14 protein-coding genes are annotated in these 16,134 nt (G+C 76.2%); 6 read left to right on the top strand and 8 right to left on the bottom strand.

The genetic code is table 11. From position 1 onward, the window contains the following. Window positions 1-173 precede the first annotated feature (173 nt). The gene (locus FHU37_RS06340; RefSeq protein ID WP_312892462.1) at window positions 174-671 is read left to right on the top strand and encodes a GNAT family N-acetyltransferase; all 498 of its coding nucleotides are present in this window, start codon (window positions 174-176) and stop codon (window positions 669-671) included. 106 nt (window positions 672-777) lie between these two features. On the opposite strand, the gene FHU37_RS06345 is transcribed toward FHU37_RS06340, so the two are convergent. Genes FHU37_RS06345 through FHU37_RS06355 form a run of 3 tightly spaced genes read right to left on the bottom strand, consistent with a single transcriptional unit; the run spans window position 778 to window position 3,058 of the window. After that, window positions 778-1,815 (bottom strand): FUSC family protein, encoded by a 1,038-nt coding sequence (locus FHU37_RS06345; RefSeq protein ID WP_179813226.1) that lies wholly within the window; start codon window positions 1,813-1,815, stop codon window positions 778-780. Window positions 1,816-1,873: 58 nt separating this feature from the next. Then, window positions 1,874-2,260 (bottom strand): DUF3037 domain-containing protein, encoded by a 387-nt coding sequence (locus FHU37_RS06350; RefSeq protein WP_312892463.1) that lies wholly within the window; start codon window positions 2,258-2,260, stop codon window positions 1,874-1,876. A gap of 9 nt (window positions 2,261-2,269) precedes the next feature. Further along, window positions 2,270-3,058, bottom strand: a complete 789-nt coding sequence (locus FHU37_RS06355; RefSeq protein WP_179813227.1) for a HipA family kinase — start codon at window positions 3,056-3,058, stop codon at window positions 2,270-2,272. Window positions 3,059-3,240: 182 nt separating this feature from the next. Between FHU37_RS06355 and FHU37_RS06360 the strand changes: the two genes are divergently transcribed. Then, window positions 3,241-3,576: a hypothetical protein gene (locus FHU37_RS06360; RefSeq protein ID WP_179813228.1), complete on the top strand. Its 336-nt coding sequence runs from the start codon at window positions 3,241-3,243 to the stop codon at window positions 3,574-3,576. 347 nt (window positions 3,577-3,923) lie between these two features. Continuing rightward, the gene (locus FHU37_RS06365; protein ID WP_312892464.1) at window positions 3,924-5,237 is read left to right on the top strand and encodes a vanadium-dependent haloperoxidase; all 1,314 of its coding nucleotides are present in this window, start codon (window positions 3,924-3,926) and stop codon (window positions 5,235-5,237) included. Window positions 5,238-5,309: 72 nt separating this feature from the next. On the opposite strand, the gene FHU37_RS06370 is transcribed toward FHU37_RS06365, so the two are convergent. Together FHU37_RS06370 and FHU37_RS06375 are read right to left on the bottom strand one after the other, a co-directional pair. Next, window positions 5,310-6,314, bottom strand: a complete 1,005-nt coding sequence (locus tag FHU37_RS06370; protein ID WP_179813229.1) for a cytochrome c oxidase assembly protein — start codon at window positions 6,312-6,314, stop codon at window positions 5,310-5,312. Window positions 6,315-6,500: 186 nt separating this feature from the next. Beyond that, window positions 6,501-7,526 (bottom strand): ATP-dependent 6-phosphofructokinase, encoded by a 1,026-nt coding sequence (locus FHU37_RS06375; RefSeq protein ID WP_179813230.1) that lies wholly within the window; start codon window positions 7,524-7,526, stop codon window positions 6,501-6,503. A gap of 473 nt (window positions 7,527-7,999) precedes the next feature. Between FHU37_RS06375 and FHU37_RS06380 the strand changes: the two genes are divergently transcribed. Further along, the gene (locus tag FHU37_RS06380; protein ID WP_376774014.1) at window positions 8,000-8,590 is read left to right on the top strand and encodes a TMEM165/GDT1 family protein; all 591 of its coding nucleotides are present in this window, start codon (window positions 8,000-8,002) and stop codon (window positions 8,588-8,590) included. A gap of 89 nt (window positions 8,591-8,679) precedes the next feature. Here the strand turns inward: FHU37_RS06380 and FHU37_RS06385 are convergent, their stop codons facing one another. From FHU37_RS06385 to FHU37_RS06395, 3 genes are all read right to left on the bottom strand, one after another. Next, window positions 8,680-9,411 (bottom strand): type 1 glutamine amidotransferase, encoded by a 732-nt coding sequence (locus FHU37_RS06385; RefSeq protein WP_179813232.1) that lies wholly within the window; start codon window positions 9,409-9,411, stop codon window positions 8,680-8,682. A 46-nt stretch (window positions 9,412-9,457) separates the two neighbouring features. Continuing rightward, window positions 9,458-10,732: a MurT ligase domain-containing protein gene (locus FHU37_RS06390; protein WP_179813233.1), complete on the bottom strand. Its 1,275-nt coding sequence runs from the start codon at window positions 10,730-10,732 to the stop codon at window positions 9,458-9,460. Between the two features lie 242 nt (window positions 10,733-10,974). Beyond that, complete coding sequence (locus FHU37_RS06395; RefSeq protein ID WP_179813234.1) at window positions 10,975-13,464, bottom strand: FUSC family protein; 2,490 nt, start codon at window positions 13,462-13,464, stop codon at window positions 10,975-10,977. Between the two features lie 693 nt (window positions 13,465-14,157). Between FHU37_RS06395 and FHU37_RS06400 the strand changes: the two genes are divergently transcribed. Both FHU37_RS06400 and FHU37_RS06405 read left to right on the top strand, forming a co-directional pair. After that, window positions 14,158-14,640: a cation:proton antiporter regulatory subunit gene (locus FHU37_RS06400; RefSeq protein ID WP_179813235.1), complete on the top strand. Its 483-nt coding sequence runs from the start codon at window positions 14,158-14,160 to the stop codon at window positions 14,638-14,640. Window positions 14,641-14,646: 6 nt separating this feature from the next. Then, complete coding sequence (locus tag FHU37_RS06405) at window positions 14,647-16,029, top strand: cation:proton antiporter (protein ID WP_179813236.1); 1,383 nt, start codon at window positions 14,647-14,649, stop codon at window positions 16,027-16,029. The last annotated feature ends 105 nt before the right edge of the window (window positions 16,030-16,134 follow it).

Here is a 16,134-nt window from a genome sequence, read left to right on the forward strand (position 1 = left end):
GACGCGGGAGGAAGGTGGGGCGGGCGGGAGGGGAGGAGCGGAACGCGGGGGAACCTACCCAGGCGCCCGGCGGTTACGTCTGCCTGTCCGCCAGCCGGGTGTAGCCGGTCTCACGCCCGCGGGGCCGGAAAAACCGGCGACTCGCGGGTGCGCCCCGGGTAGGGTGCCGCATCGTGGAAATCGAGATTCGCGCGTTGGACCACCCGGACGCGGCACTGATGGTCGCCGCCGCGCAGGCCGAGCTGAAGGCCCGCTACGGTGAGGAGGACCTCACCGCCATGGAGACGGCCGAGTTCGCGCCGCCGCGCGGACTCTTCGCCGTCGGGTACCAGGCGGGGCGCCCGGTGGCCTGCGGCGGATGGCGGGTCAAGGAGCCCGCTCCCGAGCAGGGGCTGCGGGCCGGGGACGTCGAGCTCAAGCGCCTGCTGGTGGTGGAGGAGGCCCGGGGCAGGGGACTGTCCCGCAAGCTGCTCGCCTGGCTGGAGGACGCGGCGCGGTTGGCCGGCCACCGCCGCATGGTGCTGGAGACCGGCACCAGGCAGCCCGAGGCGATAGGGCTGTACCTGTCCAGCGGCTACCAGCCGATCGCCAAGTTCGGCTTCTACCGGGACGACCCGGAATCGCTCTGCTACGCCAAGCCCCTGACCGAGTCTGCTACGCCGAGGCCCTGACCGGGGGAGCGGACCGGTCCCGCCGACCCCGCACGGGCACCGGCGCGGGCGCCCGGCGCCGTCGCCGACCCGCCGGGCCTGGCTCACCCCGGTGGGGCCGCCGGGCTCACCCCCGGTGGGGCGGGGCGGAGAACCGGGCCAGGTCCTCGGCCGCCACCCGGACGGCGCCGGCCAACGGCTCCGCCCCGGGCGGCGCCGCGGCGGCCCGGGACAGCGCCGCCCGCGCGGCTCGCCGGGCCGCGGTCAGCTGATCCGCCAGCAGTTCGCCGGCCGCGGCCGAGCGCAGGCCCCCGGCCAGGTCCGTGACGGCCGGGAGCACCCACCGGCGCGCCCCGTCGTCCGCCCCGCCCGCCGGCTGCCCGGCGAGCAGCCGGGTGAGCTGCAGCACGCCGCCGTGCAGCAGGTCCAGCTCGGCCAGGCGGGCGTCGGCCTCGCGCAACTGGCGGGCCCGCGCCCGGCCGCGCAGCGTGGAGGAGACGACGACCCGGGTGGTCGCCCGGGCCGCACCCAGTCGGCCCACCTCGGTGTGGGCGTCGCGCGCCCGCTCCACCGCCCGCCGCATCGCGTGCTCGTCGCCCTCGGCGACCGCCGCGGCGGCCAGCTCCAGGGCGTCGGCCAGCGTGTTCAGCGCGGCCCGGGCGGGCTCCAGCAGCAGGGACCGCGGGTCGACGGTGAGCAGCACCTGGCTGACCAGCAGCGCGAGCAGGCCGCCGACCAGGGCGTCGCCGAGCCGCCCGGTCCCGCTCTGCCACCGGTGCGTGGCCACCACCAGCACGGCCGAGGCGCCGGCCTGGATCAGCGGCAGCGGACGCGGGATCAGCGCGGACGCCAGCACCATGGCCACCAGGGTCACCAGGGTGATGGCCCCGACGCCCTGGCCCACCCAGCGCAGCGCCACCTCCCCGACGACCACGCCGACCAGCACCCCGGCCAGCATGTCCAGGGCCTGGCGGCCCCGGGTGCCGCGGGCCGCCGCCAGGCAGACGATGGCGGCGATCGGCGCGAAGAACGGGCTGGGGTGGTCGAGCAGGCGGACCGCCACCCACCAGGCCGCGCCCGCGGTGAGCGCCGCCTGAGCGGCCGGCCAGGCCGCCTCCCGCACGCGTCCCGCCGCCCGCCGCGGCCATCCTCCACCGCCGTTCACCCGGCCAGTAGAGCGCATCGCGGGGCGCGGGCGGCGCCGCCGCGCGGGCGGGTGGCCGTCAGCGCACCAGCAGGTCCAGCAGACGGCCCAGCTCGGCCTCCGGGTCGCTGGTCAGTCCGGTGTGCACCGGTCCGGGCTGGATCACCGTGCTGCGCGGGGCCGTGAGCCAGCGGAACCGGCGGCCCGGGTCGTCCTCGGCCGCCTGACCGGCCCGGGGGCCGCCGCAGCAGGTGTGCTCGATGGCGGTCAGGGCCGAGCGGATGGCGTCGGCGTCGGCCTCCGGGGCCAGCGCCGCCAGCCGGGCGGTGTCCAGGTGGGTGGCCGCGCCCAGGTAGCGGTGCCAGCGGGAGTAGACCATCACCCCGGCGTTGATGCACTCGCCCCGCTCGATGCGCGGAACGACCCGGATCAGGGCGTACTCGAAGACGTCGCGTCGGGTGTTCACGGTCAGCTCTCAGGTGCGGTCGGGCTTGGGCAGGCGGGTGGCGCCGTCGGGGCGCGGGAGCCACCGCTCCCGGGCGGCCAGGCGGTCGGCGAGGCGTTCGCGGTACGCGCGTCGCACCTCGTCCGGGGTGGAGAAGCCGTCCTCGCCGGCCAGCCAGACGTCCGGGATCTCGGCCGTGGCGTCGGCCAGCAGGGCGTCGGTGACGGCCGCCGCCATCTCCGCGTCCACGGCCGCCGGCTCCGGCCCGAAGCGCAGCAGGGCGTGGTCGGCGGCGTTGTACGGCCGGGTCACCGCCGCCTGCGCGGTGGGCCAGTTGTGGTGCCAGATGAAGGCCGCGCCGTGGTCGATCAGGTGCAGCCGCCCGTGCCACAGCAGCATGTTGGGGTTGCGCCAGCTGCGGTCCACGTTCCCGATGAAGGCGTCGAACCACAGCACCCGGGAGGCCAGGTCGGGGTCCACCTCGAAGGCCAGCGGATCGAAGCCCAGGGAGCCCGGCAGGAAGTCCATGCCGAGGTTGAGCCCGGGGCTCGCCCGGAGCAGCTCCTGGACCTCCTGGTCCGGTTCGCCCAGACCGATGACCGGGTCGACCTCCACCAGCGCGAGGTCGGGCACGGGCAGCCCGAGGCCCCGGGCCAGGCGGGCGGCGAGGATCTCGGCCACCAGCGTCTTGCGGCCCTGGCCGGCCCCGGTGAACTTGACCACGTAGGTGCCGAGGTCGTCGGCCTCGATCAGGCCCGGCAGGGAACCGCCCTCACGCAGTGGGACGACATAACGGGTGGCGGTGACGAGGGGCAGCACGGCGGGCAGCCTACCCGAGCGGGGTCTTGTCGCCCGCCGCAGACGCGATATATCGTTTCCCGCAGAGTCGCGGTATATCGCGTCTTCGTGCCGTCTCGATGACGCTCCGCCGCGGTTCGCGACCGGCCGCGCCCGCCCACCGGCCGGCCGCGTGCGCCCCCGCCCACGTGGAAGGAGCCGCGGTGACCAGTGCCCCACCCCGCCCGGCGCGGCGTCCCTCCGGCGACGCCGCGGCACGGACCCCCGAGCCCGACCCCACCCGGCTGCGCGCCGTGCTGGCCGCCGTCCACCGCGGCGGCGCCCAACGGCTCGCCGAACGGCTGCGCGTGCACGCCCGGTTCGCCGTGGTCACCCTCGACCTGCGCGACGCCGTCTTCCCCCCGGGCGGTCTGCGGCTGGAACTCGACACCCTGGCCGCCTCCCTGCGGATCCTGCTGCCGGCCACCGCGCCGGCGCCCCGACTGGCCGGCCGCCGCCGGCTCACCCGGGTGCGGATGGTCACCGATCCGGCGCGCTGAGCCCCGGATCCCCCGGGGCGGGGCTCTATGGACAACGCCCGGGCGGCGATGCCACCATGTCCGGCATGCCTGAAGGACGTGATCTCGTGACGCGCCGTCACGTCGATCTGCTGCGCGTGTGCAGCGCCCGCTGTTGACAGCGGCGACCGCGCCCCTCGATCGGCACTTCCCCAACACCGTCCGGCGCCCGGGCCACCCGTGCGCGCGCCCGACGGACCGCAGGCACCCCGCGTGACGCCCCCACCCCCGTGACCGCGGCACCCCCCGTGACCACCGCGCCGGCACGGGCGTTGACCGGGTAGCGCGCGCGTGCCCTTCACCGACCCTGCCCCTGACAAGGAGCGAGCGTGTCCGCGTCGCAGTCCAGCCTGCCCCCGACCCCCCACGGTTCCGCAGGAACGCCGTCCCACACCCCCAGCCGCCGCACCGTGATCGCCTCGGCCCTCGCCCTGGCCGCCGCCTCCGCCCTCCCCGACTCCCGGGCCACCGCCGCCGAACGCTCGCGCGCCGACACGGCCCTGGAGTGGTACGACACCACGGTCGCCACCATCGCGGCCGCCCCCGCCGCCACCCAGATCACCAACAGCCGCACCTGGGCGATCGCCTGGCTGGCCGCCGCCCGCGCGCTGCGGGCCACCCCGGCGGGCAACGACCCGCGCACCTACCAGGAGGCGGCCCTGGCCGCCGCCGTGCACCGGGCCCTGAGCACCCTGGTTCCGGCCCGCGCCGAACAGCTCGACGCCGCCCTGCGCACCACCCTCGACCGCCTCCCGGACGGTCCGGCGAAGGACCGCGGCCGGACCGCCGGTGAACGCCAGGCGCACACCGTCCTCGCCGCACGGGAGGGGGACGGCCTCGACCCGGCCTCCGTCAACGTCGCCTTCCCGGTGCCGCAACCCGCCCCCGGCCTGTGGCAGCCCACGCCCCCGACGTTCGCCCCGGCCACCGGCGCGGGCAGCCGCCACGCCCGGCCGTTCCTGCTGGAGCGGGCCGACCAGTTCCGGCTGGCACCGCCACCGGCGCTGGGCTCCGACCGGTACCGGGCCGACCTCGCCGAGGTGCGCGCCCACGGCGCCGCGGACAGCACGGTGCGCACCCCCGAGCAGACCGAGACGGCGTTCTTCTGGCTCGGCTCCTCGCTGACCCTGTACACCGAGCCGCTGCGGGTCGCCCTGGCCCGCGACGCCCGGCCGCCGGCCGCCCGGGCCGCGCTCGTCGCGCTCTTCCACGTCGCCCTGGTCGACACCCAGATCGCCACCTCCGACAGCAAGTACGCCCACCTGCGGTGGCGGCCGGTCACCGCGATCCGCGCGGCGGACGGCACCGGCGACCCCACCACCGAGCCCGACCCGACCTGGACGCCCCTGCACACCACCCCGGCCCACCCCGACTACCCCAGCGGCCACAACACCTACTCCGGCGCCGCCGAGCAGGTGCTGACCAGCCTGGTGGGGCCGCGCACCGCGCCCTTCCCGCTGACCAGCTACACCGCCCCCGGCGTCACCCGCGGCTACACCGAATGGCGGCAGCTCACCGCCGAGAACGTCGACGCCCGGGTGTGGTCGGGCATCCACACCCGCTCCGCCGACCAGGCCGGCGTCCGCCTCGGCCGGCTGGTCGCCGAGCACGCGCTGCGCCACGGCGAGCGCCTGTTCCGGTAACGCGGGAGAACGCCCAAGGGGGGTGCGGGACCGGGCCCGCACCCCCCTCAGCGGTCGCCGCGCCGCGGGCGCTCAGCGGCTCACGGCCTGGTCCCGGGCGGCCAGCGAGGCCAGGTAGGCGTTGTAGGCGGCCAGCTCGGCGTCGCCGTCACGGTCCGCGGCACGGTCCTTCCGCCTGGCCTGGCGGTCCTCCGCGCGACGCCACTGGACCAGCAGGGCGAGCAGCACGATCACCGACGGCACCTCGGAGAACGCCCAGGCGATGCCGCCGCCGGCGGTCTGGTCGGCCAGCGGGTCGATGCCGAGCGACGCCGGCGGGGACGCGAAGCTGTCCACGATCAGCGTGGAGCCCATCATCACCGCGATGCCGAAGAACGCGTGGAACGGCATGCCCATGAACAGCTCCAGCATCCGCATCAGGTAGCCGGAGCGGCGCGGACCCGGGTCGATCCCGATGATCGGCCAGAAGAACACGTACCCCACGGCGACGAAGTGCGCCATCATCAGCACGTGCCCCCAGTAGGAGGCCATCATCCAGTCGAACACCGGCGTCAGGTAGAGGCCGTACAGGTTCAGGATGAAGAACGCGATGGTCACCGGCGCCGCGGTCAGCACCGCCGCGTAGCGCGAGTGCAGCACCGCGAGCAGCACCTCCCGGGGGCCGCGCCTGCCCCGCGGGGCCGGCCGCAGCGCGCGCAGCGCCAGCGTCGTCGGGGCGCCCAGCACCAGGAAGATCGGCGCGATCATGGACAGCACCATGTGCTGCACCATGTGCACGCTGAACATCACCATGCCGTAGTCGTTCATCCCGGTGTTCATGGTGAACACCACGAGCAGCTGGCCCACCGTCCAGCTGATGGTGCGGCCCACCGGCCAGCGGTCCCCCCGGCGGCGCAGCCGCAGCACGGCGGCGAGGTACACGGCGAGCAGGGCGCCGCACAGCACCAGGAAGAAGGCGTCCGGTGACCAGGCCAGCAGGCGCTCCAGCGTCCAGGGGGGCAGGTCGGCGGACTGGTGCCCGCCGTGCCCGCCGTGGTCCCCAGCTGCCAGCAGCGTCGCGGCCACCGCGTCGACCATGGTGGAGGTGTCCTTCCCGCGCGGCGCCCGCGGGCGCGGTTGCCCGCCTCCGCCCGACGCCCGATTCGTCCTGTACCGGCAGCCCCAAGACTAGGGCGTCGCGTCACCGCGCCCGGCGGCGGGGTCGCGCCCCCGCCGCCGGGCCACCGTCCGACCGTGGTCGGCCGGGGCAGGCCGGAGCACGGCCTACAGGACGGCCTCGGCCTCGCCGATGCGGTTGGCCGGCACGGTCTTCAGCTCGGTGACCGCCTCCGCCAGCGGGACCAGCGTGATGTCGGTGCCGCGCAGCGCCGTCATGTGCCCGAAGCGGCCGGCGTGCACCGCCTCCACCGCGTGCCAGCCGAACCGGGTGGCCAGCACCCGGTCGTAGGCGGTCGGCACGCCGCCGCGCTGCACGTGGCCGAGGATCACCGCCCGCGCCTCGATCCCGATGCGCCGCTCCAGCTCGCCGGCCAGCTGCCGGGCAGCCCCGGCGAACCGCTGGTGGCCGTAGATGTCGGTGGCGCCGGTGTCGAAGGTCATGTCGCCCTCGACCGGCGCCGCCCCCTCGGCGACCACGACCAGCGCGAACTTCTTCCCCCGGTCGAACCGGGCCTGGATGCGCTCGCACAGCTCGGCCATCCGGAACGGGCGCTCCGGCAGCAGGATGGCGTGCGCGCCCGAGGCCATGCCGGAGTGCAGCGCGATCCAGCCGGTGTGCCGGCCCATCACCTCGACGATGACGATCCGCTGGTGCGACTCCGCGGTGGTGGTGAGCCGGTCCAGCGCCTCCGCGGCCACGCCCACGGCGGTGTCGAAGCCGAAGGTGACGTCGGTGGAGGCGATGTCGTTGTCGATCGTCTTCGGGACGCCCACCACCGGCACGCCGGCCTCGTGGAACATCCGGGCGGCGGTCAGCGTGCCCTCGCCGCCGATCGGGATCACCGCGTCGATGCCCCAGTCCAGCAGCTTCTGGGCCATCTCGGGAACGGCCGCGCGCACCTTGTCGCGCTCCTCCCGCGCCGAACCCAGGATGGTGCCACCCCGGGTCAGCAGGCCCGAGACGTCGTCCAGCCCGAGCGGCCGGTACACGCCGTCGATCATGCCCTTCCAGCCGTCGAGGAAGCCCACGATCTCGTCGCCGTGGTCCACCACGCCGTGGTGCACCACGGACCGGATCACGGCGTTGAGACCCGGACAGTCTCCGCCGCTGGTCAGCACACCAATTCGCATCGCTAGCAACTCCTCCAGGCGGACCGGTCCCGCGGCGTCGTGCGGTGCCGCCGCGGGCGATGTCGTCGGACCGCCACCCTATCTCGCGGTGATCGCCCGGCGGTGGCGCGTGCCCACGGCTCGGACGGCCGGGAGGCCCGGCCGGCAAGGCCCGCCGGGGGCCGTTCCCGGCCATGTTCGACCACCCCGTACTATGGAGCAAGCGAAGGGGAGTAGTCCCTGCAACCGCCGACCGGTCGACACACTGGCGCCGCCGTCCACGCCCCGCGTGGCCGCCGGAGCCCGGCCGTCGGGCCCGAGGCCCGCCCCGTGGGGCGCGCCGGGTGGACGAGACCTTCGATCCGGTACCGGTGCGTGTCCGCCTGGGCGCGCACTCGTCGAGACGACGCGGTGCCGGGTCGAGTGGCCCCCTTCCCGCGTCGGGCAGGTCCGCACGGCCCGGTCACCGCCTGGTGAGAGGGAAGGCGGAGTACCTGCCGATGGACCTGACGGTGGTGGCCACGACCTTCGTGGTGATCTTCCTCGCGGAACTCCCGGACAAGTCGATGTTCGCCTCGCTGGCGATGGGTACCCGGATGCGTCCCATCTGGGTGTGGTGCGGCACGGCGGCGGCGTTCTGCGTGCACGTTGCGATAGCGGTCGCCGCCGGCGGCGTGTTCGCCCTGCTGCCGGACCGCCTGGTGCACACGGTGGCCGCACTGCTCTTCGGGCTCGGCGCCTGGTGGATGCTGCGCGGCCACGGCGACGAGGACGACGACGACGGCGCCCCGGGCGGCCGGGTGGCGCGCGGCCGGTGGGCCACCGTCGGCACCGCCTTCACCGTGGTGTTCGTCGGGGAGTGGGGCGACATCACCCAGCTGGCCACCGCCAACCTGGCCGCCACCCAGGGCCTGCTGCCGGTCGCGGTGGGCGCGGCGGCGGCCCTGATGAGCGTCAGCGCCCTGGCGCTGACCGCCGGGCAGGCGCTCGCCCGGCGGGTCTCCCTGGCCGCCGTGCAGCGGGTCGGGGCGCTGGTGATGGCGGCGCTCGCCGTCTGGTCGCTCGTCGAGGTCATCCGCGGCTGAGCCCACGGCCTCACGCGCGACGGCCCCGTCCGCGCCGCCCCGGCATCACACCCGGGGAACGGCTCGGACGGGGCCGCCGTCGTTCGCCGCTACGCGCCGGTGGAGGTCACGGCGTTGATCCGCTCGGCGCGCAGCTGGTCGAACCAGGTGTTGTCGGCCGGCGGCAGCGCGCCGACGTCCAGCGCCAGCTTGATCAGCAGGTCGGCCACGGCCGGGTTCCGCGCCATGATCGGCCCGTGCAGGTACGTGCCGAACACGGTTCCCGCCCAGGCGCCCTCGGAGCCGTCGCCGCTGCCGTTGCCGCGGCCCACCCGCACGTGCCCGAACGGGCGCACGCCCGGCCCCAGGTGGGTCACCCCCTGGTGGTTCTCGAAGCCGGTGATCGGCGGCAGGCCCAGCTGCGGGTCGACGTCGGCCAGGATCTCGCCCACGCACCGCTCGCCCTCGCCGCGCACCGCCTGCACGTCCAGGATGCCGAGGCCCGGCTGCCGCCGGCCGAGGTCGTCGATGAACTCCCGGCCGAGGATCTGGTAGCCGGCGCAGACGCCGAACACGATCGCGCCGTTGTCCACCGCCCGCACCAGCCCCGGGTCGCGCAGGATCCGCTCGGCGGCCAGCCGCTGCGGGCGGTCCTCGCCACCGCCGATCAGGTAGATGTCGCCGCTGGTGGGCACCGGCTGGTCCGAGCGCACGTCGTAGCGCTCCACGTTCAGCCGGCGCTGCCGCGCCCGCCGCTCCACCACCAGCACGTTGCCCTGGTCACCGTAGGTGCTCAGCAGGTCCGGGTAGACCCACACCAGGCGCAGACTGCTCTCGCTCAACTCCCGCTCCGCATCATCCGTCGTCGTCGCCCGCAGTGCGGCCGCCTCAGCCCCGCACGTCCCGGCGGAACTGCTGGAAGGCCGTGTAGTTCGCGATGGCCTCGATCCGCCCCGGCGGGCAGGCGGCCACCGCCTGCGCCAGGTTCTCGGCGACCGTGAACCGCAGCCCCGCCACGTCCAGCCGGACGGCAAGGTCCAGCCGGCGCTGCCCGGTCACCACGATCGGGTGCCCGGCCAGCCGGCCGTAGTCCACGTCCCAGAGCCAGGAGGTGTCGGTGCCGTCCGCGGACAGCGCGTTGACCGACAGGATCACCGGCGCGGGCGGCCCGTCGATCAGCGTGAACGTCTCCAGCCAGCCGGCCGGGTTCTTCGCCAGCAGCAGCCGCAGCTGGCGCCCGGCGTACTCCACGACGTCGTACCGGCCGGCCACCGCGGCCACCGTCGACATCCGGTCCAGCGCGACCTTGGGGTGCACCCCGAAGACCGCGGCCACGGCCGCGGAGGTCGCCGCGTTGGCCTTGTTCGCCCGCCCGGGCAGCCGCAGCGACATCGGCCACGCGGAGCCCGCCGGGTCGATCACGTGGTCGCCGTGCAGCGCCCACGCGGGACGGGGGCGGCGGAAGTGGCACTCGGCGCAGTACCAGTCGTCACCGGGGCGGTGCATCACACCGCCGCAGCTCGGGCAGGACCAGGCGTCGTCCTTCCACGCCTGCCCGGCCGCCACCCACACCACGTCCCGGGAGGAGGAGGCCGCCCAGGCGACCAGCGGGTCGTCCGCGTTGGCGATGACGGTGGCCTCGATCCCGGCCAGCCCCTCGCGCCACCGCTCGGCCAGCATGCGGGTCTCGGCCGCGCGGTCGAGCTGGTCGCGGGAGAGGTTCAGCAGCGCGATGGCCTTCGGCGCGACGTCCCGGGCGACGCTGGCCAGGTACTTCTCGTCCACCTCGATCACGCCGTAGCGGGCGGAGCCGCGCCCGGCCAGGGCCGAGGTGATGCCGGCCGGCATGTTGGCGCCGAGCGCGTTGGAGACCACCTGGCCGTTGGCCCGCAGGGCCTCGGCGATCAGCCGCGTGGTGGTGGTCTTGCCGTTGGTCGCCGAGACCAGCACCACGTCCAGGTGCCGGGCGAGCTTGGCCAGCAGGTCGGGGTCCAGGCGCAGGGCCACGCGTCCGCCGATCACCGAGCCGCTGCCGCGCCCGGCCCGCCGGGAGACCGCGGCGGCCACCCGACCCGCGGTCACGGCGAACTTCGCGCGCGGAGGCAGCGACTCCCCGCTGTGCTGTGACGGGGCATCGGGCCCCGGGACGGAGCTGCCTGGCATGTCTCTCGCACCCTCCTGGTGGCCGACCGGGGCCGCCACCGCCGCCCGGGGCCGGCGCGGTGGCGCCTGGCGGGTGGTGCGGCGGCGGTCGCCGGTCGCGTCGACGGCTTCCCGCCCGCCACCCTACCGACTCCGCCGAGTCCGCCGATCACAACAGGCCCCCGCGGGGCCGGACGCCCGCCTCCGGCGGCACCCCGGGGCCCGGCCCACCGGGGCCGGAGCGCCGCGCGCGGGGAGCCGCGTCAACTCTCCCACATGCCCTCCACGATGTCCTCGACGCCGTCCACCATCAGCCCGGCGCCCTGCACCACCACCCAGCGGGTGGCGGCGTCCACGCCCGCCGTGCCCGCCGTGCCCGCCGTGCCGGCGGCCCGGACCGCCGCCTCGTCACTGGCCAGGACCACGTCCCGCCAGCGCTCCCAGGGCTCGCGCAGACCCGCGTCGGCCACCTGCGCGCCCCCGCGGAGGGCCTCGGCGATCCCCTCCATCCGCTCGCGCAGCCGCGCGGCGAAGGCGGCCGACCCCGGAACCCGGCCGGCCGGGCTCCCCGCCCGCGGCAGGTGCGCCTCCAGGACGGTGGCCATCCGGCCCAGGTTCACCAGGCCCTCCCGCACCTCGGTGACCGCCTCGGTCGGCACGCCCCGGCTGTCCCACACCGGCTCCAGCACGGCCCGCTCGGCGATCGCCTCGGCCGTGGCGCGGGCCCGCCGCTCCTCCAGCAGGGCCTCGCGCACCGGTCGGGCGCCCACCCGCGGCCCGACCCAGCCGCGCCCGCGCCCACCGGCCGCCGCCGCCCGGGCCGCCGCGGCGCCCGCCGCCCGTGCGGCCGAGGCGCCCGCCGCCCGTGCGGCCGAGGGCCGGGGTGTGCCGGGCCGGTCGGTCACCCCGGCGTGCTCCGCCACCCGGGCGGGGCCCGCGCCGCCGGTGCCGTCCCGGCTCGCCGCCGCGGCGGCCGTCACTCCAGGGGCCGTGGCGGCCGTGGCGGTCGTGGCCGCCGTGGCTCCAGTGGCGCCGGCTGCGGTGGCGCCGGCGGCCGGCCGCGCACCCGCCGCACCCGCCGCGGCCGTCGCCCGGTGCCCGCCGGCCGCCCCGCCGGACTCGTCCGGCAGCGGCTCGAACGCCTCGATCACGGCGGCGGCGTACCGTCCCGAAGCCCGTGCCCACTCCGCCAGGCGGTCCGCCAACCGCGCGGTGTCCCACACCGGGAACAGCGCCGCCGACGCCCACAGCGCCACCGCCCCGCCCAGCACCGTCGCCGACACCCGGTCCAGGCCGGCCCCCGCCCCCGCGCCGGACAGGTGCAGCAGCAGCACGACGTAGACCGTGACCGTCGCCGACAGCACCACGTACCCGGCCCGCACGGCCACGAACGACAGCGCCGCGAACCCCGCCACCCAGCCCGTCGTGGCCCACCGCCCCGGATCCGACCAGGCCAGGATGGCCGAGCCGACCCCCGCCCCGACCACCGTCCCCACCACCCGGGCCACCCCGCGCCCCCACGTCTGCACGAAGTTCGGCCGCATCACCAGCGCGGCCGTCAGCGGCATCCACACCCCGTGCGGCCACGGCAGGGCCAGCGCCGCCACCAGCAGCGCCACCACCACCGCGGTCACCCGCACCGCGTGCCGCCACACCGGCGAGGAGGACGCCGCGTGCTCACGGGCGGTCCGCCACGCCTCCGGCACCGTCGACAGCACACCGGGGCGGTGCAGCCCGGTGCCGGCCCGCCCCACCGTCACGATGTCCTCCAGCTCGCCGAGCAGCGCCACCAGCCGGGTGGCGGCCCGCGCGGCCACGCCCTCCACCACCCCCGGGGCGCTCCCGCCGGCCGGGTCGCGCCCGCCGGCGGTGTAGCGGGCCAGCACCTCACGCGCCGACGACGGCACCCGCACCGCCCCGCCGGCGCGCACCGCCCCGGCGACCGCCGCCAGCACCTCCGCGGACGCCGCCAGCAGCTCGTCCACCTGGCGCCGCCGACCCGCGCCCACCCGAGGATCGGCCAACGCCGCCAGCACCGGCCGGATGCGCTCCACCGTGCCGCGCACGCCGTGCAGCTCCGGCGGCCGGTAGCGGGCCTGCCAGCTGGTGACCTCGGAGGCCGCCCGTGCCTCCATCAGCGGCAGCGGGTCCAGCGGGGCCACCGGATCGGTGCGCAGGTCCTCGGCGTAGCGCGCCATGGAGTCGACCGCGGCGCCCAGCGCCGTGCGCTGGGCCTCCCAGTGCCGCATCGGCCAGAGCACCATCAGCAGCGCCTGCACCGCGCCGCCGCCGAGCGCCGCGGCCCCGGCGAGCAGCCGCTGGCCGAGGGTCAGCTCCAGGGTGCCCAGGGCCAGCAGCGCGGTCAGCGTGGAGGCGGCGACGATCCCGGCCGTCGGCCCCATCGCCCAGGCCAGGCCGCAGGCCAGCGTCCACACCGCGGTCACCGGCACCAGGAGCCACCAGTGGTCCGCGCTCAGGGCCCCGGCGAGCGTAGCCGCGGCCATGCCGACGGCCGCCACCGAGGCCAGCACCGGGCGGGCGCGGAAGCTCGGGTGGAAGGCCGTCATGCCCGCGGCGAACGCGCCGGCCACGCCCGCCGACGACGCCACCGGATCCCATCCCAGCAGTCCGGGCAGGATCAGCGCGATCGCCGCACCCACGGTTCCCCGGACGGCGATCGCGGGGTTCCCCCAGCGGCGCTGGACGGTCAGGCCCTCCCGGGCGGTCCGGAGGAACGCGCGTAGCCAGCCCATGACTCCGAGGATAGATGACCGAGTTGGTCGGCATCTGAAGGCTGATGTCTGGTTTTCATCATTGATCCTGTTCTTCCCTGTTCTGATGGATTCGTTCGCCGCTGGGCCAGCGTGAAGGCCAGGGCAGCGGGTAGGGGCCGAACAGTGGACCACAGGCCGGGACGCGCGCTCCCCCCGAACGTCCTGGCCCCCGGCGGCGCACCCGTCCCGCGTCGGACACCGGACGGCGGAACGCGCGCCGCGCGGGAACACCAGCCGAGACAGAAGGAGCCCGCGATGCACGCCGCCCGCAGCCACCCGCGAACGGACGTCGGGCGCGCGACCATACCGCCGCCTCCGGCGCCCCCGCCCCCGATCCCGCCCGACCCGGTGACGCCACCCGAGCCGGAGCCCGCCCCGCCGGTCCCCCCGACCCCGGGCCGGCCGGACCCGCTGCCCCCGGATCCCATGCCGACCCCGGAACCGGAACCCGAACCGACCCCGTCCCCCGGTCCGCTCAGCTGAGCGGACCGGGGGACCGCTCGCCCCCGAGCGCCCGGCCGACGGCCGGGCCGGGGGCGGCGAGCGCCCCGCGGCACCCTGCGGCGCGGGCCTGATCGGACCGGATCCGATCTGAGATCATCGACGAGGATCGAACAAGGCCCGTCCCACCGGCCACCGCACCGTGGGGCCCGCGACCGGCAGGAGCAGTTCATGGAACGCAGCGCACGCATCCGCCGTACTCCCTTGCCGGGCGTCGGGACGCAGTACGACGTGACCACCGAGGAGGGCCGCCGCCTCGCCCTCGTCGTCCACCTGGACGGACGCCGCTTCCTCGGCCTCTACGACGCCGACGACCCCGACACCTGCCGCGGCACCGTCGCCCTCAGCGGCGAGGACGCCGAGTCGCTGGCCCGCCTGCTCGCCCCGGAGACCCTCGCCGGGCTGGAGGACTTCCGCCTCAACCTGGTCACCGAGCACATCGTGATCTCCCCGAAGTCCCCGTACGTCGGCCGCACCCTCGGCGACACCGGCTGCCGCACCCGCACCGGAGCCTCGGTCGTCGCCGTGCTCCGCCGCACCACCGTGCACCCCTCACCCGGCCCGGACTTCCGGTTCGCCACCGGCGACACGCTCGTCGTCGTGGGAACCCGCGAGGGCGTCGACGCCTTCGCCGCCATAGTCGCCGGCGGGTGATCGACGGTGGACCTCGCCCACTCCAGCACCCTGCTGATCGAACTCGGCGCCGTCATCCTCGTCCTCGGCGTCCTCGGACGGATCGCCGGCCGCTTCGGCCTCTCACCCATCCCCCTGTACCTGCTGGCCGGCCTGGGCTTCGGCGAGGGCGGACTGCTGCCGCTCGGCACCTCGGAGGAGTTCACCGCGGTGGGCGCCGAAATCGGCGTCATCCTGCTGCTGCTCATGCTCGGCCTGGAGTACACCGCCCCCGAACTGGTGGACAACCTCCGCACCCAGTACCCGTCCGGGATCGTCGACTTCCTCCTCAACGCCCTGCCCGGGGCCCTCTGCGCGCTGCTGCTGGGCTGGGGCCCGGTGGCCGCCGCCGCGCTGGCCGGCGTCACCTGGATCTCGTCCTCCGGCGTCATCGCCAAGGTCCTCACCGACCTCGGCCGCCTCGGCAACCGGGAGACCCCCGTGGTCCTCGGCGTGCTGGTGCTGGAGGACCTGGCCATGGCCGTCTACCTGCCCATCCTCACCACCCTGATGGCCGGGGTCGGGCTGCTCGGCGGCGGCGTCACCCTGCTGATATCGCTGGGCACGGTCGGCGCCGTGCTCTACCTGGCGCTGCGCCACGGCCGGCTGATCAGCCGGGCGATCTCCACCGACAACTCCGAGATGCTGCTGCTCGCCGTCTTCGGACTCACCCTGCTCGTCGCCGGCCTCGCCCAGCAGCTGCAGGTCTCCGCCGCCGTCGGCGCCTTCCTGGTCGGCATCGCGCTGTCCGGCGAGGTCGCCGAGGGGGCCCACAGCCTGCTCAGCCCGCTGCGCGACCTGTTCGCGGCGTTCTTCTTCGTCTTCTTCGGGCTCTCCACGGACCCGGCGACCATCCCGCCGGTGCTGCTCCCCGCCCTGGCCCTGGCGGTGGTGACGGCGCTGACCAAGGTGGCCACCGGCTGGTACGCCGCGGGCCGCGCCGGAGTGGGCCCCAACGGCCGGTTGCGGGCCGGGGGAGCGCTGGTCGCCCGCGGGGAGTTCTCCATCGTCATCGCCGGTCTGGCGGTGGGAGTGGAACCCGGGCTGGGGCCGTTGGCCACCGCCTACGTGCTGATCCTGGTCATCGTCGGCCCGCTGGCCGCGCGCTACACCGAGCCGCTGGCCCGCCGGCTGGTCCCCGCACTCCGGCGCACCACCCCCGCGCCCAGCCCGGCCCCCGCCCCCGAACCGGCGGCGGTGGCCGCCGCCAGCACCGCCCTGGCACCCCCGCTCCCGGAACCGCCGGAAGGCGCGGGCGGGCCGGCGGAGCCCCGGGAGCTGCCGGGAACTGGGGAACTGCCGGAGCCCGGCGAGCTGCCGGGGGCCGGGGAGGAGCTACCGAAGCCCACCGACGCGCCGCGGAGCAGATGACCGGGCCGTAGACAAGACGGGTATCCCTCCTGTGGACAACCAGGAGCCCCCTTGCTTCCAGGGCTAACGCAGAGCGCGGCACGGACGCAAGGGGGTTTCCTGTCC

The sequence above is a fragment of the Allostreptomyces psammosilenae genome (assembly GCF_013407765.1).
Taxonomy (GTDB): domain Bacteria; phylum Actinomycetota; class Actinomycetes; order Streptomycetales; family Streptomycetaceae; genus Allostreptomyces; species Allostreptomyces psammosilenae.